The organism is Streptomyces sp. JJ36 (genome assembly GCF_021696945.1).
GTDB lineage: Bacteria > Actinomycetota > Actinomycetes > Streptomycetales > Streptomycetaceae > Streptomyces.
Genome location: NZ_JACYHE010000009.1, coordinates 1 through 18587, shown reverse-complemented (window position 1 = coordinate 18587; position 18587 = coordinate 1). Strand labels below are relative to the sequence as shown.

At 74.7% G+C, this 18587-nt stretch carries 17 protein-coding genes; 12 read left to right on the top strand and 5 right to left on the bottom strand.

All coding sequences use genetic code 11. The annotated features are described in order from the left end of the window. Window positions 1-4: 4 nt before the first annotated feature. The 4 genes from HOY81_RS05620 (at window position 5) to HOY81_RS05605 (ending at window position 2793) form a co-directional block, all read left to right on the top strand. Window positions 5-481 (top strand): phage holin family protein, encoded by a 477-nt coding sequence (locus tag HOY81_RS05620; protein ID WP_237318829.1) that lies wholly within the window; start codon window positions 5-7, stop codon window positions 479-481. Further along, entirely contained in the window at window positions 478-1410 is a 933-nt protein-coding gene (locus HOY81_RS05615; RefSeq protein WP_237318827.1) for an alpha/beta fold hydrolase, read from the top strand. Before HOY81_RS05620 ends, HOY81_RS05615 begins: the two co-directional genes overlap by 4 nt. Window positions 1411-1592: 182 nt before the next feature. Next, the gene (locus HOY81_RS05610; RefSeq protein WP_237318825.1) at window positions 1593-1775 is read left to right on the top strand and encodes a hypothetical protein; all 183 of its coding nucleotides are present in this window, start codon (window positions 1593-1595) and stop codon (window positions 1773-1775) included. A gap of 640 nt (window positions 1776-2415) precedes the next feature. Then, a complete protein-coding gene (locus HOY81_RS05605; protein ID WP_237318805.1) occupies window positions 2416-2793 on the top strand; it encodes a WhiB family transcriptional regulator in 378 nt (125 codons plus the stop codon). A 132-nt stretch (window positions 2794-2925) separates the two neighbouring features. Here HOY81_RS05605 and HOY81_RS05600 read toward each other — a convergent pair whose 3' ends face one another. Together HOY81_RS05600 and HOY81_RS05595 are read right to left on the bottom strand one after the other, a co-directional pair. Further along, window positions 2926-4239 (bottom strand): ArsA family ATPase, encoded by a 1314-nt coding sequence (locus tag HOY81_RS05600; RefSeq protein ID WP_237319013.1) that lies wholly within the window; start codon window positions 4237-4239, stop codon window positions 2926-2928. Window positions 4240-4376: 137 nt separating this feature from the next. Continuing rightward, the gene (locus tag HOY81_RS05595) at window positions 4377-5366 is read right to left on the bottom strand and encodes an ArsA-related P-loop ATPase (RefSeq protein ID WP_237318803.1); all 990 of its coding nucleotides are present in this window, start codon (window positions 5364-5366) and stop codon (window positions 4377-4379) included. An 82-nt stretch (window positions 5367-5448) separates the two neighbouring features. Here HOY81_RS05595 and HOY81_RS05590 point away from each other — a divergent pair, with 82 nt between their 5' ends. From HOY81_RS05590 to HOY81_RS05575, 4 genes are all read left to right on the top strand, one after another. Continuing rightward, the gene (locus HOY81_RS05590) at window positions 5449-5604 is read left to right on the top strand and encodes a DUF4177 domain-containing protein (RefSeq protein ID WP_237318801.1); all 156 of its coding nucleotides are present in this window, start codon (window positions 5449-5451) and stop codon (window positions 5602-5604) included. After that, the gene (locus tag HOY81_RS05585) at window positions 5601-6068 is read left to right on the top strand and encodes a RidA family protein (RefSeq protein ID WP_237318799.1); all 468 of its coding nucleotides are present in this window, start codon (window positions 5601-5603) and stop codon (window positions 6066-6068) included. Before HOY81_RS05590 ends, HOY81_RS05585 begins: the two co-directional genes overlap by 4 nt. Window positions 6069-6234: 166 nt before the next feature. Next, window positions 6235-7104: an NUDIX hydrolase gene (locus HOY81_RS05580; protein ID WP_237318797.1), complete on the top strand. Its 870-nt coding sequence runs from the start codon at window positions 6235-6237 to the stop codon at window positions 7102-7104. Further along, a complete protein-coding gene (locus tag HOY81_RS05575; protein WP_237318795.1) occupies window positions 7101-7931 on the top strand; it encodes an MBL fold metallo-hydrolase in 831 nt (276 codons plus the stop codon). Before HOY81_RS05580 ends, HOY81_RS05575 begins: the two co-directional genes overlap by 4 nt. A gap of 235 nt (window positions 7932-8166) precedes the next feature. Here the strand turns inward: HOY81_RS05575 and HOY81_RS05570 are convergent, their stop codons facing one another. Then, on the bottom strand, window positions 8167-8841 hold the full coding sequence (locus tag HOY81_RS05570; RefSeq protein WP_237318794.1) for a Crp/Fnr family transcriptional regulator: 675 nt from the start codon (window positions 8839-8841) through the stop codon (window positions 8167-8169). 250 nt (window positions 8842-9091) lie between these two features. On the opposite strand from HOY81_RS05570, the gene nth reads away from it, so the two are divergent. The 4 genes from nth (at window position 9092) to HOY81_RS05550 (ending at window position 14522) form a co-directional block, all read left to right on the top strand. Continuing rightward, complete coding sequence (gene nth / locus HOY81_RS05565) at window positions 9092-9940, top strand: endonuclease III (RefSeq protein ID WP_237318792.1); 849 nt, start codon at window positions 9092-9094, stop codon at window positions 9938-9940. Window positions 9941-10109: 169 nt separating this feature from the next. Then, window positions 10110-10820, top strand: a complete 711-nt coding sequence (locus HOY81_RS05560; RefSeq protein WP_237318791.1) for a CoA pyrophosphatase — start codon at window positions 10110-10112, stop codon at window positions 10818-10820. A 12-nt stretch (window positions 10821-10832) separates the two neighbouring features. Then, complete coding sequence (locus HOY81_RS05555; RefSeq protein WP_237318789.1) at window positions 10833-12032, top strand: MarP family serine protease; 1200 nt, start codon at window positions 10833-10835, stop codon at window positions 12030-12032. Between the two features lie 195 nt (window positions 12033-12227). Then, window positions 12228-14522 carry a transglycosylase domain-containing protein gene (locus tag HOY81_RS05550; protein WP_237318786.1) on the top strand — a complete coding sequence of 765 codons (2295 nt, stop codon included), beginning with the start codon at window positions 12228-12230 and terminating at the stop codon, window positions 14520-14522. Between the two features lie 335 nt (window positions 14523-14857). On the opposite strand, the gene HOY81_RS05545 is transcribed toward HOY81_RS05550, so the two are convergent. Together HOY81_RS05545 and HOY81_RS27285 are read right to left on the bottom strand one after the other, a co-directional pair. Beyond that, window positions 14858-15325 (bottom strand): GatB/YqeY domain-containing protein, encoded by a 468-nt coding sequence (locus HOY81_RS05545; RefSeq protein ID WP_237318784.1) that lies wholly within the window; start codon window positions 15323-15325, stop codon window positions 14858-14860. Between the two features lie 182 nt (window positions 15326-15507). Then, entirely contained in the window at window positions 15508-18267 is a 2760-nt protein-coding gene (locus HOY81_RS27285) for a hypothetical protein (RefSeq protein WP_272892405.1), read from the bottom strand. Between the last annotated feature and the right edge of the window lie 320 nt (window positions 18268-18587).

Sequence of the window (18587 nt, the reverse complement as noted above, 5' to 3'; positions counted from 1 at the left end):
ACCGATGAGCGCAGCCGACGACGGCCGCAGCCTCGGCCAGCTGGTCGCCGCGGCCACGACCGAGCTGTCCGCACTGGTGCACGACGAGATCGCCCTGGCCAAGGCGGAGATCCGGCAGGACGTCAAACGCGGCGCGATCGGCAGCGGCGCCGCGGTCGTCGCCCTGGTGCTGGTGCTGTTCTCGCTGCCGGTGCTGAGCTTCGCCGCGGCCTACGGCATCCACAACCTGGGGCTCGGGCTCGCCTGGTCGTTCCTCATCGTGGGCGGCGCCTTCCTGGTGCTCGCGGGAGCCCTCGGACTGGCGGCGAAGGCGGCGCTGAAGCGGATCGAGCCGCCGAAGAAGTCGATGGCCTCGGCGAAGCAGACCGCCGCCCTGCTGCAGAACGTCAAGCCGCATCCCCGTCCTTACCCGAACGGGGCGTCCCCGCAGTCCGGCGTCGCCATGGAGAAGCCCCCGGCTGTGACACGCTCGTCGGTATGACGCTTCCCGACTCCTTCGCGGTCGTACGCCCGGAAGGTCCCTGGGTGCACCGGGACGTGGCCGCGAACGGCGCGCGCTTCCACATCGCGGAGACCGGCGAGGGCCCGCTGGTGCTGCTGGTGCACGGCTTTCCGCAGTACTGGTGGGCCTGGCGCCACCAGCTCACCGCCCTGGCCGCCGCGGGCTACCGGGCGGTCGCGATGGACCTGCGCGGCGTGGGCGGCAGCGACCGTACGCCCCGCGGCTACGACCCGGCGAACCTGGCGCTGGACGTCACCGGGGTGATCCGCTCCCTCGGCGAGCCGGACGCCGCGCTGGTCGGCCACGATCTGGGCGGCTACCTGGCATGGACGGCGGCGGTGATGCGGCCCAAGCTGATCCGCCGGCTGGCGGTGGTGTCGATGCCGCACCCGCGCCGCTGGCGAGCGGCGATGCTGGGCGATCCGCGGCAGACCGCGGCCGGCGGGTACGTCTGGGGGTTCCAGCGGCCCTGGATCCCCGAACGGCGGCTGGTCGCCGACGAGGGCGCGCTGGTGGAGCGGCTGATCCGGGACTGGTCCGGCCCGCGGATGGCCGGCGCTCTGGACGAGGAGGCGCTACGGCACTACCGGCGCGCCATGTGCATCCCGTCGACGGCGCACTGCGCGGTCGAGCCGTACCGCTGGCTGGTGCGCTCGATGGCGCGTCCCGACGGCTTCCAGTTCAACCGGCGGATGAAGCGGCCGGTGCGGGTGCCGACGCTGCATCTGCACGGCTCGCTGGACCCGGTGCTGCGCACCCGCAGCGCGGCGGGCTCCGGGATCTACGTGGAGGCGCCGTACCGCTGGCGGCTCTTCGACGGGCTGGGGCACTTCCCGCACGAGGAGGACCCGGAGGGCTTCTCGGGCGAGCTGGTCGAGTGGCTGCGGGATCCGGAGCCGGACCGCTGAGGGCGGGGGCGCCCGCTCGGCACGCCCCCGGACATCCGCTGCGGGCCCGCCCGGCCCGCCTGCGGGCGCCGGTCGCGGTGGCCGGGAGCCGTGCGCTGCCGTGTCCACAGCCGTGCGCGGCGGCCCCGAACGGTTGCCTCCGGCACGGTTACCGACCATGTGCGGGGGGCAGAGTCCGGGGTATGGGCTGGACGCACGACGTTCGTGACGTGACACGTGAGCGCATCGGTCCGAGGGAGCGGCTCGCCGCGCGGCGCGCGGAGCGGCTGCTGCTGCGGCATCCCTCCCACGAACTGGGCATTCCCCGCATTCTGGGCCGCCGCGCCCGCTGGGTGGGCGCGCGGCTGCGCCATCCGCGCGGCTGACCGGCTGACCGTCCGACCGGCCGGCGGCTCGCCCGGCACACCGGCGGCACCCCGCTCGGCGCAGACACCGGATTTCACCGCGGGCCCCCACGGCACGCGGACTCCCGCAGGGCGCACACGTGCTTCGCTCGCGCCTCCCGCGCGCCCCCGTTTGCCGCGCCCGTACGCGGGGTGCGCCCGAACCGCCACCACCGCACCTCGGCGCGCGCCCCCGCCTCCCCGCGTGCAGACGTACGTATTCGCCGGACAGGGGCCCGGGTCTTCGCTTAGCCTGGGCCAAGGGTTTGCGGAGAGCGCCGGGAGCCTCCCCTCTCCCGGCATCGACACCGGCGGACCGGCGTCGACACCGGCATCGACACGGCGCCGGCCTCCGGGCCGGGTGTTCGTCCCGCCGTTCCCCTGCGCTGCTCCCCCGCCGCCGGGTGCACGGCTGCCGGCCGGCGCGCCGGTGACACAGGCCCCACCCCTCACTCCGTTGGGTGATCTGCCGCGCACCCATAGTCCGTTCGGGCCATGCAAGATTGGACCCGCAGGGGGTGTTGCGCGCTGGCCACGCTTCCGTAACGTCCTCAACTGGCAACGGTGAATATGCCGCTGCCGCCGTGGGGGAGCCTCGATTCGGGAGAGGACGGCACCGGCTATGAGCTGGGTTACCGACTGGAGTGCACAGGCAGCCTGTCGCACGACCGATCCGGACGAACTGTTCGTACAGGGTGCGGCGCAGAACCGCGCCAAAGCGGTCTGCACCGGTTGCCCGGTGCGGACGGAGTGCCTCGCCGACGCCCTGGACAACAGGGTGGAGTTCGGCGTCTGGGGCGGCATGACGGAGCGGGAGCGCAGGGCCTTGCTGCGCCGCCGCCCGACGGTCACCTCCTGGCGCCGCCTGCTGGAGACGGCGCGGACCGAGTACGAGCGCAGCACCGGGGCGCTCCCGGCGGCACTCGACACGGGTCCGGTCCCGTCGCCGGCGGAGGGGCAGTACGAGGGCTACGAGGGGTACGCCGCCGCCGCGAGCTGACCCGGCGTCTCCTCGCACACCAACCCCCCACGTCACCCCCACCGGAACACCGGCCGGCCCGCAGGGTCGCAGGCCGCCGGGTCCGTACGGACGCCGCGGGCGCACGTACGGCCTCCGGGACGCCCGCGGCCGTCACCCGCGGGACGTCGCCGACTCCCTCTGCGCCGCCAGCAGCTCGCCGATGGCGCGCAGCCCCGCGAGGTCGTGTACGTCCCCGGCGAGCGCCCCGATCTCGGCGACCGGCACCTCCGGATGCAGCGTGGCGAAACGATCCCGCGTACGGCGCTCCCGCGCCAGCACCCGCATACGCTCGGCATGCAGCCGCAGCAGACCGGCCGCCAGCCGCTCGACATGTCCGTCGTCGTGGCCGTCGTCCGGTGCACGGGAGGTGCCGGACGCGCTCTCCGGTGTGGTGTCGCCGTCCTGGGGGGCCTCGGATTCGGCAGGGGCCAGCGTGGGAGAGGGACCGGTGGGGTCGTTCTCCTCCTCTCCTTTCCCGGTACGACGATCCGCCATGCCGTTCTCCACAAGATTTTCCGCGGCCGCCAGCGCACGTTCCGCGCTGAGCGCCACCGCGTCGCTCCCGTGCACCCGGTTCAGCACCAGCCCCGCCAGCGGCATCCGGTCGGCGCCCAGCCGCTCCACGAAGTAGGCCGCCTCGCGCAGCGCGTCCCGCTCCGGCGCCGCGACCACCAGGAAGGCGGTGCCGGGGGCCTGGAGCAGCCGGTAGGTGGCGTCCGCCCGGGTGCGGAAGCCGCCGAAGGTGGTGTCCATGGCCGCCACGAAGGTCTGCACGTCCCGCAGCAGCCCGGCGCCCAGCAGCTTGTCCAGCGCGCCCGTGAAGAGGGACAGCCCGGCCATGCCCATGTTCACGAACCTCATGCCGGTCCGCGCCCCGACCTTGGCCGGGGCGGTGAGCATCCGGATCAGCCTCCCGTCCAGGAAGGAGCCCAGCCGCTTGGGCGCGTCCAGGAAGTCCAGCGCGGACCGGCTGGGCGGCGTGTCGACGATGATCAGGTCCCACTCGTCGCGCGCCCGCAACTGCCCCAGCTTCTCCATCGCCATGTACTCCTGGGTGCCGGCGAAGCCCGCGGAGAGCGACTGGTAGAAGGGGTTCTCCAGGATGGCGCGGGCCCGCTCCGGGTCCGCGTGCGCCTCGACGATCTCGTCGAAGGTGCGCTTCATGTCGAGCATCATGGCGTGCAGTTCACCGGCCCCGTGCCCCGCGCCCGGTACCCGGCGCGGGGTGTTGTCCAGTTCGGTGAGGCCCATCGACTGCGCCAGCCGCCGGGCCGGGTCGATGGTGAGCACCACGACGCGGCGCCCGCGTTCGGCCGCCCGCAGCCCCAGCGCCGCCGCGGTGGTCGTCTTGCCGACGCCGCCCGCGCCGCAGCAGACCACGATCCGGGTGCCGGGGTCGTCGAGCAGCGGGTCGATCTCCAGCACCGGCACGTCCTCCAGCGCCGCGTGCCCGGCCGGCTCGGCGTGCCGGGCGCCGGGCCGGGTGCCGGACTGCGTGCCGGACTGCGCGCCGGACGCAGTACCGGATGCGATGCCGGACTCCGTGCCGGACGGCTTGTCGCTCACTTGTGCACCCCCTGATCCCGCAGTTCCATCGACAGGCCGTAGACGCCCGCCAGATCCGCCCCTTCGGTCAGCAACTCCAGCTCGTACACCGGAAGCCCCAGCGCGTCGACCTCGGCCCGCTGGGCCTGCTCCAGCGCCAGCCGCTCGGCGTGCTCGCGGCCCTGCCGCAGCAGCGGCGCGACGAGCTGCCCGGCCCGGCCGCCACGCCGCGCCCCGCCCAGCCCGGCCCGGGAGAGCGCCCGCGCCAGCTCCGTGCGGTTCTCCTCGGCCGCCGCCACATCGGTCGCGTCGAGCCCGCCGTCGAGCACCGGCGACCGCACCATGTTGATCACCACGCCGCCCACCGGCAGCCCGGCCGCCCGCAGTTCCGCAACGCCGTCGACGGTCTCCTGCACCGGCATCTCCTCCAGCAGCGTCACCAGGTGCACCGCGGTCTCGGCGGACTTCAGCACCCGCATCACGGCCTGCGCCTGCCGGTGCACCGGGCCGACCTTGGCGAGCCCGGCCACCTCGTCGTTGACCCCGAGGAAGCGGGCGATGCGCCCGGTCGGCGGCGCGTCCATCACCACCGCGTCGTAGACCGGCCGGCCGTCCCGGTCCCGGCGCCGCACGGCCTCGCACGCCTTGCCGGTCAGCAGCACGTCCCGGAGCCCGGGGGCGATGGTGGTGGCGAAGTCGATGGCTCCTATCCGGCGCAGCGCCCGGCCCGCGCCGCCCAGTTTGTAGAACATCTGGAGGTAGTCCAGAAGCGCCCGTTCGGCGTCGATCGCCAGCGCGAAGACCTCGCCGCCGCCGTGAGCGACGGCGATCTTGCGTTCCTCGTACGGCAACGCCTCCGTCTCGAAGAGCTGTGCGATGCCCTGTCGTCCTTCGACCTCGACCAGCAGCGTCCGCCTCCCCTCGTCCGCCAGCGCGAGCGCGAGTGCGGCGGCGACCGTCGTCTTGCCGGTCCCGCCCTTGCCGGTGACTACGTGCAGCCTGCTCACACAGGCGAGCGTAACCAGCCCCGCCCCGCGCTACGCGCAGGGCCGCCCCGGCGGAGGGCCGGCGAGGGATTAGGGTCGTGCCATGACGAAGTGGGAATACGCGACCGTGCCGCTCCTCGTGCACGCGACCAAGCAGATCCTGGACACCTGGGGCGAGGACGGCTGGGAGCTCGTCCAGGTCGTCCCCGGCCCCAACGCCGAGCAGCTCGTGGCGTACATGAAGCGGGAGAAGCAGTGAGCGGGGCCGTACGCACGCGGCTCGCCGAACTCGGCTTCACGCTGCCCGAGGTCGCCGCCCCGGCGGGTGCGTACGTGCCCGCGGTGCGCTCCGGGCCGTACGTCTACACGGCCGGTCAGGTGCCGTTCGTCGACGGTGCGCTGCCGGTGGCCGGCAAGGTCGGCGCCGAGGTGGACCCGGAGCAGGCCAAGGAGCTCGCGGGGATCTGCGCGCTCAACGCGCTGGCCGCGGTCGAGTCCGTCGCCGGCGACCTGGACCGGATCGCCCGGGTGGTCAAGGTGACCGGCTTTGTCGCCTCCGACCCCGGCTTCACCGGGCAGCCCGGCGTCGTCAACGGCGCGAGCGAGCTGCTCGGCAAGGCGCTGGGCGAGAAGGGGACCCACGCGCGCAGCGCGGTCGGCGTGGCGGTGCTGCCGCTGGACGCGCCGGTCGAGGTGGAGCTCCAGGTCGAGCTGGAGAGCTGAGCCCCGTTCCGGCGGGCCCGGCCGGTTCGGCCCGTACGGCGGCCGCCCCGCGGGACGCCGCCCGGGGCCCGGCCACCGGGCCCCGGGGCCGCCGCGGACGCCGGGTGCCCCGCCGCCGCACGGGGCCCCCTCGAACATCCGCGCGGCGGCCCGTAGCATCCCGCACATGACCACCACGAACGGCCAGTGGTACCCGCCGGAGTGGCCGGAGCGCATCCGTGCGCTCGCCGCCGGCGAACTCACCCCGGTCGCCCCGCGCCGGGCGGCCACCGTGATGCTGCTCCGCGACACCGCCGACGGCCCCGCCGTGCACATGCTGCGCCGCCGGGCCTCCATGGCGTTCGCCGGCGGCGCCTACGCCTACCCCGGCGGCTCGGTCGACCCCCGGGACGAGCGGACGGAGGACGCCCCCGGCTGGGCGGGCCCCTCCCGTGCCGCCTGGGCCGCACGGCTCGGCACCGACGAGGCCGGGGCGCAGGGCATCGTCTGCGCCGCCGTCCGGGAGACCTTCGAGGAGGCGGGCGTACTGCTCGCCGGTCCCGGCCCGGACACCGTCGTCGCCGACACCACCGGCGAGGACTGGGAGGCGGACCGGGCCGCACTGGTCGAGCGCGAGCTGTCCTTCGCCGACTTCCTGGCCCGCCGCGGGCTGCTGCTCCGCAGCGATCTGCTGGCGGCCTGGACCCGCTGGATCACCCCCGAGTTCGAGGCACGCCGCTACGACACCTGGTTCTTCGTCGCCGCCCTGCCGGAGGGCCAGCGCACCCGCAACGCCTCCTCCGAGGCGGACCGCACGGTCTGGACCCGCCCCGCCGAGGCCGCCGCGGGCTACGACCGCGGGGAGCTGCTGATGATGCCGCCCACCATCGCCACGCTGCGTCAGCTCCAGCCGTACCCGGACACCGCCGCCGCGCTGGCGGACGCCGCCGACCGCGACCTGGACCCGGTGCTGGCCCGTGCGGACCTCGACGAGAACGGCGCGATCGTGCTGAGCTGGCCGGGCCACGACGAATTCACCAAGCGGGTGGCGCCGTGACCGACGCCGCAGCCCTCCCCGGCCGGCCGCGCGGCGGCGCGATCGACGGTACGGGCACCGCGCGCGCCCACTGCGTGCTGGCCCCGAACCCGTCCCCGATGACCCTGGACGGCACCAACACCTGGATCGTCGCCGAGCCGGACGCCGAGCAGGCCGTGGTGATCGACCCGGGCCCGCTGGACGAGACCCATCTGCGGCACGTCGTCTCCGTCGCCGAGCGCCTGGGGAAGCGGGTCGGCCTCACCCTGCTCACCCACGGCCATCCGGACCACGCGGAGGGCGCGGCCCGCTTCGCCGAACTGACCCGTACGCCGGTCCGCGCGCTGGACCCCGCCCTGCGGCTGGGTGACGAGGGGCTGGGGGCCGGCGACGTGGTCACCACCGGCGGGCTGGAGCTGCGGGTGGTGCCCACCCCGGGGCACACCGCGGACTCGCTCTCCTTCCACCTCCCCGCGGACCGCGCGGTGCTCACCGGGGACACCGTGATCGGGCGCGGCACGACGGTCGTGGCCCATCCCGACGGACGGCTCGGCGACTATCTGGACTCGCTGCGGCGGCTGCGCTCGCTGACGGTGGACGACGGCGTGGGCACGGTGCTGCCGGGCCACGGGCCGGTGCTGGCGGACGCCCAGGGGGCGATCGACTTCTATCTGGCGCACCGGGCGCACCGGCTGGCCCAGGTGGAGACGGCCGTGGAGGCGGGGTACCGCACGGCGCCGGAGGTGGTCGCCCAGGTGTACGCGGACGTGGACCGGACGCTCTGGCCGGCGGCGGAGCTCTCGGTGCGGGCGCAGCTCGACTATCTGGGCGAGCACGGGCTGGTCTAGGCGTCACGGGCCGGCGCAGGGGCCACGGGCCGACCGAGGGGCGCCCGGGCTCGCGCGCGTCACGGAGTGTGCGCCCGGCTGCGGCGCACCGACGGCGTGCGCCCGGCGCACGCTGCCCGCACCCTGCGCCGCCGCACACCATGCGACGGCACCCGCGCCTCGCCTGGGCACCCGCCCCAGGGCCGGCAGGACGCGCCCCCGGCCCGGCCACGGGCGCGGGCGCGCGACCCCGAGGTCAGCGGCTGCGCTTGGCCAGCCGCTCGATGTCCAGCAGGATCACCGCCCGCGCCTCCAGGCGGAGCCAGCCGCGGCCCGCGAAGTCGGCCAGCGCCTTGTTGACCGTCTCCCGGGAGGCGCCGACGAGCTGGGCGAGCTCCTCCTGCGTGAGGTCGTGCACGACATGGATGCCCTCCTCGGACTGCACGCCGAAGCGGCGCGAGAGGTCCAGGAGCTGCTTGGCGACACGGCCCGGCACATCGGAGAAGACCAGGTCGGACATCGAGTCGTTGGTGCGCCGCAGCCGGCGCGCGATGGCCCGCAGCAGCGCGGAGGCGACCTCGGGGCGGACGTTCAGCCAGGGCTGGAGATCGCCGTGGCCCAGGCCCAGCAGCTTCACCTCGGTGAGCGCGGAGGCGGTGGCCGTACGGGGGCCCGGGTCGAAGAGGGAGAGCTCGCCGATGAGCTCGCCCGGCCCGAGCACCGCCAGCATGTTCTCCCGGCCGTCGGGCGAGGTGCGGTGCAGCTTCACCTTGCCCTCGGTGACCACGTAGAGGCGGTCGCCGGGGTCTCCTTCGTGGAAGAGGGCATCGCCGCGGGCGAGCGTCGTCTCGGTCATGGAGGCGCGCAGCTCAGCGGCCTGCTCCTCATCGAGCGCCGCGAAGAGCGGGGCGCGCCGCAGAACGTCGTCCACGAGTTCTCTCCTTGTCGACCTGCCCATGGGGACCGTGGCCCCCATGATGCCGGACGGTAAAGCAGTGCGATCAGTCACAAGTTTGACGTACCCACCCGGCTGTCCCTACGGCAGGGGGCCGATTGGCCCGGCGATTGCCCACGAGCGGGGCGAATGTCGGCCGTCCCCTTTAGGCTGCCCGTGTGTCCAATACCCCGGTAGAGCACGGAGAAAGGGGGCCGGGCGGGTGACGGCGTCGGAGAATTCCGCTGTGGGCGAACACACGCCCGCGCCACGAGCGGGTGCCGCGAAACCGGCGCAGACCACACGGTCGCGGTCGCGGAGAGCGGGCAAGCCGGAGTCGCGGCTCGCGCTGGTGCGCCGGGCCCGCCGGATGAACCGCGAACTGGCCGAGGTGTATCCGTACGCCCACCCCGAGCTGGATTTCGAGAATCCATTCGAATTGCTGGTCGCCACGGTGCTCTCCGCACAGACCACCGACCTCCGGGTCAACCAGACGACCCCCGCCCTCTTCGCCGCCTATCCGGCTCCGGAGGACATGGCGGCCGCCGAGCCCGAGGCCCTGGAGGAGCTGATCCGACCCACCGGCTTCTTCCGGGCGAAGGCGAAGTCGCTGCTCGGCCTCTCGGCGGCGCTGCGGGACCGCTTCGGCGGCGAGGTCCCCGGACGCCTGGAGGACCTGGTGACGCTCCCGGGCGTCGGCCGGAAGACGGCCAACGTCGTCCTCGGCAACGCCTTCGGCGTCCCCGGCCTGACCGTGGACACCCACTTCGGCCGCCTGGTCCGCCGCTTCGGCTGGACCGAGCAGCAGGACCCGGAGAAGGTCGAGGCGGAGATCGCCGATCTCTTCCCGCGCAGCGAGTGGACGATGCTCTCGCACCGGCTGATCTTCCACGGCCGCCGGGTCTGCCACTCCCGCAAGCCCGCGTGCGGCGCCTGCCCGGTCGCCGCGCTCTGCCCTTCCTACGGCGAGGGGGAGCTGGACCCGGAGAAGGCGAAGAAGCTGCTCAAGTACGAGATGGGCGGTGCCCCGGGGCAGCGTCTGAAACCCCCGGCCGGTTATCCGGGCGAGCCCGCTCCCCCGCTGGGCGCCTCGTGAGCGGCGCCCCGGCGGGCGCGGCGCCCGCCCCCGGCACCCGCGGCGTCCCCGTCCGCCTCCCGGCGGCGTTCCCGTGCAGGGCGGCCGGCCGCCGGGCCTCCGGCCCCGGCGGCTCCGCCCGCGGCGTTCCCGGCCCCGGCGTGTCCCGTACGTATCGCGGGAGGCCGGCGTGACCCGTACGAACCCCCGGCACGGCGACACGACGGGGACGCCGCCGCCCGTCACCGTCAGCGACCGGGACCTGCCGGACTGGCTCGCCCCGGTGGCGCGGGCCGCGCGGACGGTCGCTCCCGAGCAGCTCAGCCGCTTCCTGCCGCCGCCCGACGGGGGCCGCCCGTCGGCGGTGCTGATCCTCTTCGGCGAGGGCACCCGCGGCCCGGAGCTGCTGCTGATGGAGCGCGCCGGCAGTCTGCGCTCGCACGCCGGGCAGCCCTCCTTCCCCGGCGGCGCGCTGGACCCGGAGGACGGCGATCCGGAGGGCGACGGGCCGCTGCGTGCCGCGCTCCGCGAGGCGGAGGAGGAGACCGGGCTCGACCCCGGGGGCGTGCAGCTCTTCGCCACCCTGCCCGCGCTCTACATCCCGGTGAGCGACTTCGTGGTCACCCCGGTGCTCGGCTGGTGGCACCGGCCGAGCCCGGTGGCGCCGGTGGACCCGGCCGAGACGGCCCGGGTCTTCACGGTGCCGGTGGCCGACCTCACGGACCCCGCACACCGCGCGACCACGGTCCACCCCAGCGGTTACCGCGGCCCGGCGTTCACCGTCGGGGACGCGCTGGTCTGGGGTTTCACCGCCGGCGTGATCGACCGCATCCTGCACCACGCGGGCTGGGAGCGCCCCTGGGACCGGGGAAAGCTCGTCACCCTCGACTGGCGCGCATGAGACGGTGACCCGGTGAACGTGCTCGACATCCTGCTCCTGGTCGCGGCCGTGTGGTTCGCCTTCGTGGGGTACCGCCAGGGCTTCGTGGTCGGCATCCTGTCGGTGATCGGCTTCCTCGGCGGCGGGCTCGCCGCCATCTTCGTGCTGCCGGTGCTCTGGAACGAGCTCACGGACGGTGCCTCGCCCGGCACCGTCGGTGTGGTGGCGGCGGTCGCCGTCGTGATCGTCTGCGCCTCGGTCGGCCAGGCCTTCACCACCCACCTGGGCAACCGGCTGCGTCAGCACATCACCTGGTCCCCGGCACGGGTGCTGGACGCCACCGGCGGCGCCCTGGTCAACGTCCTGGCGATGCTGCTGGTCGCCTGGCTGATCGGCTCCGCGCTGGCCGGCACGGCGCTGCCCACCCTCAGCAAGGAGGTCCGCAACTCGCAGGTGCTGCTCGGGGTGTCCCGGGCGCTGCCGGCGGGGGCGGACACCTGGTTCACCGACTTCTCCTCGGTCCTCGCGCAGAACGGCCTGCCGCAGGTCTTCTCGCCGTTCTCCAAGGAGCCCATCACCTCCGTGCCGCCCCCCGACCCGGAGCTGACCAACAGCCCCGTGGTGACGCAGGCGAAGAGGTCCATCGTGAAGGTGGTGGGCACCGCGCCGAGCTGCGGCAAGGTGCTGGAGGGCACCGGGTTCGTCTTCGCCGACGAGCGGGTGATGACCAACGCGCACGTGGTCGGCGGCGTCGACGAGCCGACCGTGCAGGTCGGCGGCGAGGGCCCGCTGCACGACGCCGAGGTGGTGCTCTACGACTGGGAGCGGGACATCGCCGTACTGGAGGTGCCGGGCCTGGACGCCCCGGCTCTGGAGTTCGCGGACTCCGACGCCTCCAGCGGCGACAGCGCGATCGTCGCCGGCTTCCCGGAGAACGGCGCGTTCGACGTACGGGCCGCCCGGGTGCGCGGCCGTCTCGAGGCCAACGGGCCGGACATCTACCACCGCGGGACCGTCTCCCGGGACGTCTACTCCCTCTACACCATGATCCGGCAGGGCAACTCCGGCGGCCCGCTGCTGACCCCCCAGGGGGAGGTCTACGGGGTGATCTTCGCCAAGTCCCTGGAGGACGACCGCACGGGGTACGCCCTGACCGCCGACGAGGTGCGGCAGGACATACGGCGCGGGCGGGGCGCCGAGCGCCAGGTCGACAGCCAGGGCTGCGCCATGTGAGCACCGCCGGCGCGGCCCGCGCCCCGGCGAACGCCCGGCGCACCCGGGGCCCGCACCGCGCCGGAGACCGAGCCCGAGGCCGCGTGCGGGCGAGCCGTACGCACCCGCCGGGCGCTCGGCGCCGCACCGGCCACCCGGCTCGTACGCGCCCCCGGGCCTTCGGGCATTGCCGGGACGCGGGCTAGGCTTCCCCTCATGGCTACGAAGCGCGCGGGCGGTGGGCTCTCGACCACACAACAGGTCGCCCGGTTCCTCGGGGTGAGCGTTCTCGCCGGAGCGGTACTGGCCGGCCTGGCGCTGCCGGCCGCCGGGCTGCTCGGCCTCGCCGCCAAGGGCTCGGTGGAGGGCTTCGACGAACTCCCCACCAATCTCAAGCGGCCCCCGCTGAGCCAGCGCACCCTCATCCTGGACGCCGACGGCAACGAGATCGCCAAGGTCTACTCCCGGGACCGCACGGTGGTGGACCTCGAGGACATCGCGCCGGTGATGCAACAGGCCATCGTGGCCATCGAGGACTCCCGCTTCTACGAGCACGGCGCCATCGACCTCAAGGGCGTGCTCCGGGCCCTGAACCGCAACGCGCAGTCCGGCGAGGTCACCCAGGGCGCCTCCACGCTGACCCAGCAGTACGTCAAGAACGTCTTCGTGGAGGAGGCGCGCAACGACCAGGAGAAGATCGCCGCCGCCATCCGGCAGAGCGTCGGCCGGAAGATCCGCGAACTGAAGTACGCCATCAAGGTCGAGGAGGAGCTCTCCAAGAAGCAGATCCTGGAGAACTACCTCAACATCACCTATTTCGGGCAGGCGGCGTACGGCATCGAGGCCGCCTCCCAGCGGTACTTCTCCATCCCGGCCAAGGAACTCAGCCTCGAGCAGGCCGCCCTGCTCGCCGGCCTCGTGCAGTCCCCCAGCCGCTACGACCCCGTGCGCAACCCGAAGACCGCCGAGAAGCGGCGGAACGTGGTGCTGGACCGCATGGCCGACGTCGGCGACATCAGCCGGGAGGAGGCCGAGAAGGCCCGGGCCAAGCCCCTCGGGCTGAACGTGAGCCAGCCGCAGAACGGCTGCATCACCGCCGTCGACGGCGCAGCCTTCTTCTGCGACTACGTCAAGGAGGTCTTCCACGCCAGCCCGGCCTTCGGCAAGACCCCGAAGGAGCGCGCCGAGCGCTGGGACCAGGGCGGCATGACCATCCGCACCACCCTGGACCCGAAGACCCAGGAGTCCCTGGGCAAGGCCGTGCAGACCCATGTCCACGAGACGGACTCGGTCGCCACCGCCGTCACCGTCGTCGAGCCCGGCACCGGCCGCATCCTCGGCATGGGCCAGTCCCGCCCGTACGGCTTCGGCAAGAACCAGACGACCATCAACCTGTCGGTCGGCAAGAAGATGAGCGGCTCCACCTACGGCTTCCAGGTCGGCTCCACCTTCAAGCCCGTCACCGCGGCGGCGGCCATGGAGAAGGGCATCAGCCCGGCGCAGACCTTCTCGACCGACTACAAGATGACGATCGACCAGGACCGGTTCCGCACCTGCGACGGCGGCACGTACGGCGAGGAGCCCTGGGACGTGCAGAACGAGCTGGAGAGCGAGAAGGGCACCTGGGACATGTCCAGCGCCCTCGCCAAGTCGATCAACACCTACTTCGTCCTGCTGGAGGAGAAGGCCGGCATCTGCGAGACGGCGGCCATGGCGAAGAAGCTGAAGATGCGCCACGGCAACGGCAAGCCGCTCCCCGCCACCCCCTCCATGACCCTCGGGTCGCTGGAGATGACCCCGCTCACCATGGCAAGCGCCTACGCCGCCTTCGCCAACCGCGGCGTGCACTGCACGCCCATCGCGATCGAGTCGGTCACCGATGCCAAGGGCAAGAAGATGAAGGTGCCGGAGACCCGGTGCGAGCGGGCCATGGACGAGCACACCGCGGACAGCCTCAACACGATGCTCTCCGGCGTCGTCGAGGACGGCACCGGCAAGCGAGCCGGCCTCACCGACCGGGACAACGCGGGCAAGACCGGCACCACGGACGAACTGCACAACGCCTGGTTCGTCGGCTACACCCCGGACGTCGCGACGGCCGTCTGGGTCGGCGGCGACGGCGCCGAGAAGGTGTCGATGTACGACATCACCGTCGGCGGCCAGTACTACCCCAAGGTCTGCGGTGGCTGTCTCCCCGGCCCGATCTGGCGGGACGTGATGACCGGCGCCCTGAGCGGCGTGCCGCCCACACCCTTCCAGGACGTGCAGGTGCCGCGCGGCGACACCGACAAGGAGAAGGACAAGAAGGAGGACGAGGACCGCGACGAGGACGAGGGCCGGCCCGGCGGCAACGGAGGCGGCGAGCCCTGGCCCGAGATCTCCATCCCGCCGGACCTCATCGGCGGCGGTGAGAACGGCGGTACCGGTAACGGCGGCAGCGGCGGCGACGGCAACGGAGGCGGGGGCAACGGCGGCTGGGGCGACGGCGGCGACTGGGGCCGCCGCGAATGACCCGGGCACGGCCGGCACCGGCCCCGCGTCCGCGGGTCTGACGACCGCTCAGGACGCCCCCGTCGTGCCCTCCGCGGAGGCGGCACGCCGGACTGCCGGGGAGACACGTACGGCGTCGCGCCTGGTGACCCCGGGGGGTCACCGCCGAGTGACGCCCCTCTCACGCTGCAGCTTTCGCACCAGGGGCCCGGGCCGAAGCTGCGGAACGGCGTTCCCGCTGCTCCGGCACCCGGGGCGCGGAGCCCGGCGTAGGGCGGGGGCAGCCCCGAGACGGCCCGGCCCCGTACCCGGGGTGGCCGGGCGGATCCCCGGCCACCCCGGGCACCGCAGGAGCCTCAGCCCTGCGCCAGGCGCTTCTTCACGGCCGCGGCGACCCGGCCGCCCTCGGCGCGGCCCGCGACCTTCGGGTTCACCAGCTTCATCACGGCGCCCATGGCCCTGGGGCCCTCGGCGCCCGTCTCCCGCGCCTCCGCCACCGCCTCGGCGACCAGCGCCTCCAGCTCCTCGTCCGTGAGCTGCCGCGGCAGGTAGTCCGCGAGCACCTCGCCCTCGGCGCGCTCGCGCTCGGCCTGCTCCGTACGACCACCCTTGGCGAAGGCGTCGGCGGCCTCCCGCCGCTTCTTCGCCTCGCGCGTGATCACCTTCTGCACCTCGTCGTCGGAGAGTTCGCGCGCGGCGGTGCCGGCGACCTCCTCCTTGGTGATCGCGGAGAGGGTCATCCGGAGGGTGGCGGAGCGCAGTTCGTCGCGCTCCCTGATCGCTGCGGTCAGGTCGTCCTGCAGCCGGGACTTGAGCGTGGTCATGGCACCCGAGTCTGCCAGCAAGCCGCCCGGGCCGCCCACTGCATTCCGCCCGGCGGGCCGCGTGCCGCGCCTCCGGGCACCCGGTCCGGGCCCGGGCACCCGCTCGCGTGCTGCCGTGCTGTTGTGCTGCTGTGCTGCTGTGCTGCTGTGCTGCTGTGCTGCTGCCCGCGACCGTAAGCGCCTTACGGCCGAGGCCGCGGGCGTCCGGAGGACCCGCATGGCGGCCCCGGCAACGGTGGCCCGGGCCGGGGAGCCGGCCCCGGCGCCGGCGGGGACGTCGCTCCCGCGTCCGGACGGGCAGCAGGCGCAGGCGCCGCTCCCGGCCGAGGAGCCGCAGCGGGGCGCGGCCCGGGAACCGCGTCCGCCCCCGGTGCGGGGCCCGACCGCGCGTCCCGCCGCGGGTCCGGCGGTGGCCCCGGCCGGGGTGGCCGCCCCGAAGCGGCCCCCGGGCGCGGCCCGGGTACGGGCCCCGTGGCCTCCCCGGATCCCGGCCCGGGCCCCGACGCGGAATCCGGCCCCGCGGGCCGACCGGCCCCCGGCCTCGAAGAGGGCCCGAGACGCGGTGAGCGCTCCGGCCTCGGAGGAGGCTCCGGCTTCGGAGGCCCCGGCCTCGGACCGGCTCCGGGCCTCGGAGAGCCCCCCGACCTCGGACCGGCCCCCGCCTCCGGAGAGGCCCCCGGCCGGGAACCCGCCTCCCCCGCCCGCTCCGGCAACTCCCCGATCCGTGCCCGGAAGTCCGCGAGCAGGGCCTGGGCACGGGCCAGCCGCTCCGGGGAGTCCCATGCCTCCACCCAGGCCGCCAGCCGGTCGGCGATCTCCCGCGCCTCCGCCCGCCCGAAGCGTCCGGAGAGCGCCAGCGCCAGGCAGCGCGGGATGACGGCCTCGCGGTAGCGGAAGGCCTCCGGGTTCATCGCGCAGGGCAGCACCGCCCAGCGCTGGATCAGGTCGTCGGCGCGGGCGGCGGCCACGCCCGTACGGAACTGCACCGGCAGCTCGGAGACCAGCACGTCCAGGGAACCGTTGACGTTGCAGGACTCCCCCTCCTGCTCCGCGCGGGCCACGGCACGCTCGACGCAGTCCAGCCAGCGGTCGGCGTTCGCCGCGTCCAGGACGTGCGCGAAGACCTGGGGCGCGGCGGCAGCCAGCCGGAAGTGCAGGTCCTCGTCGTGCGGGTTCGCCCGCGCCCACTCCATCAGCGCGCCGAAGATCGTCTCGCTCATCAGCCGTTTGCGCAGGATCCACTTGCCCAGGTAGGTGAAGTCCCGGGTGGTGGAGTGGCTGCCGATCCAGGCGTCGGCGAGCGCGGTGGCGTCCTCCGGTATGCGTTCCCGGGGCAGCCGCTTGATGAGGGATCCCAGCACGAAGTCGGCGTCCTGCCGCGCCGGGTCGGCCCGCAGCCAGGCCAGTGCGGTCTCGACGGCCTGCTCCTCCTGAGTCGCGGTCAGGTCCGGGCGGCCGAGCAGCGGCGGCAGCACGAAGCTGGCGTCCATGGTGCCGCCGTGCTCCTGGAGCCAGCGCAACGCCTCCCGGACGGTGCGCCGTCCCTGCTCCGGGGTGAGCCCCTGGTGCCCGAGCAGTCGCCCGAGCATGAACTGCGCCTGCACCGAGTCCCGGTGGGCGGCGAGCCAGCGCAGCGCGCGCTCCAGCGCCTCGGACGCCTCCGCCGCCGGCAGTTCGGGCCGCTGCAGCAGCGGGATGAGCACGAAGTCGGCGGTGGCGAGCGTCCCGTGTTCGGCGCACCAGCGGAAGGCCAGGGCCGCGGCCTCCCGCGCCGGCTCGGGCGGCAGGTCGTCCCGGCCCAGCAGCGGCCCGAGCACGAACTGCGCCGCCACCTCGCCCTCGTGCTCGGCCGTCCAGCACAGGGCCGCCCGTACGGCCTCCGCCGCCGCCGCGGACGGTAGCGCGCGTTGCAGCAGCGGGCCGAGGACGTAGCGCGCGGCGCTCTGCGGGGCGTGATCCGCCAGCCACCGCAGCGTCGCCCCGGTCGCCTCGCGCGTCTGCTCCGGGGACAGGTCGGCGCGCAGCAGCAGCGGGCCCAGCACATGACCGGCCGTCGCCATCCCCGCGCGTCCGCGGAGCCAGGCGAGGGCGGCACGCACCACCACGGCGTACTGCTCGCCCGCCAGCTCCGGGCGGTACAGCAGCGGTCCGAGGACGTACTGTGCCGCGTCCGTGGTGTCGTGCTCGGTCAGCCAGTCGACCGCGGCCCGTACGGCCTCGCGGGACTGACGCTCCGTTTGGGCACGCTGCAGGACCGGCCCCAGCACGAACTGCGCCACCACAGCCCGCCCGTGCCCCTCCAGCCACGTCAGCGCGGCGTCCACGGCCACCTCGGCCTGCTCGGCCGTCAGTTCCGTACGTTGCAGCAGCGGACCCAGCACGAAGCTGGCGTCCAGCGCCCCCACATGGCGGGCCAGCCAGTGCAGCGCGGTGGGGACCAGCCGGGCGGCGCCCTCGTCGGAGAGGTGGCGCAGGCCGCGGTAGAGCAGGTGGCGGGCGCTCGCGTCGGAGCCGTGCTCCGTCAGCCAGGGGGTGACCACCGCGTGCCAGTGCCGCACCGCGGCCCCGGACCAGGGCGGACCGCTGCACACCGCCCCGAGCGCGTAGCCGCCGGTGTCCGGCTCGCCCCCGACGACCAGGCTGCCCAGCTCCGCTGCGTGCTCCCCGAACCAGGCGTCCAGCAGCGGCGAGACCGGCCCGGCGCGCTGCGCCAGCGTCAGGTCGTAGACGAGACGGCCCAGGTTGACCGCGAAGCGGCCGAAGGTGCGGGGCGTGGTGAGCCCGCCGGCGAGCAGTGCCGCCGTACCCGCGGCGTCCGGTTCCCGGCCGCGCTCGGGCAGCATCACGGACTCCACGAGCTGGTCGGCCACCACGTCGTGGGCGACGGTCAGCCGGCCGGCGTCCTCCTCCAGCCAGCCCAGCGAGACCAGGGTGGCGACCACCTCGTCCGCCTCGTCCGGGGCGGCGGGGGCGTACGGTGCGCCGGCATCGTGCGGGGCGTCCGGGCCGGGGGCACCATACGGACCGTCCGCCCCCTCGGCGCCCTGCGCGCCTCCGGCGGGGCCTCGCCCGTGGCCCGCCGGACCGGGGCCTCCCGGAGCGGGGCCTCCCGCACCATGGCCGCCCGCACCATGGCCGCCCGCACCTTGACCGCCCGGACCGGGTCCGCCCGCACCGGGGCCTCCCGGCCCGGGTCCGCCCGCACCGGTGCCGCCGCCCGGGGCGCCGCCGGCGTGCAGCGCCCAGGCGACGCCGGCCGGGT

Excerpts from the sequence above, each read along its gene's own strand:
- HOY81_RS05590 (WP_237318801.1), top strand. The coding sequence starts at position 5,449 with ATGACGAAGTGGGAATACGCGACCGTGCCGCTCCTCGTGCACGCGACC.
- HOY81_RS05620 (WP_237318829.1), top strand. The coding sequence starts at position 5 with ATGAGCGCAGCCGACGACGGCCGCAGCCTCGGCCAGCTGGTCGCCGCG.
- HOY81_RS05580 (WP_237318797.1), top strand. The coding sequence starts at position 6,235 with ATGACCACCACGAACGGCCAGTGGTACCCGCCGGAGTGGCCGGAGCGC.
- HOY81_RS05545 (WP_237318784.1), bottom strand. The coding sequence starts at position 15,325 with ATGACCACGCTCAAGTCCCGGCTGCAGGACGACCTGACCGCAGCGATC.
- HOY81_RS05550 (WP_237318786.1), top strand. The coding sequence starts at position 12,228 with ATGGCTACGAAGCGCGCGGGCGGTGGGCTCTCGACCACACAACAGGTC.
- HOY81_RS05610 (WP_237318825.1), top strand. The coding sequence starts at position 1,593 with ATGGGCTGGACGCACGACGTTCGTGACGTGACACGTGAGCGCATCGGT.
- HOY81_RS05605 (WP_237318805.1), top strand. The coding sequence starts at position 2,416 with ATGAGCTGGGTTACCGACTGGAGTGCACAGGCAGCCTGTCGCACGACC.
- HOY81_RS05615 (WP_237318827.1), top strand. The coding sequence starts at position 478 with ATGACGCTTCCCGACTCCTTCGCGGTCGTACGCCCGGAAGGTCCCTGG.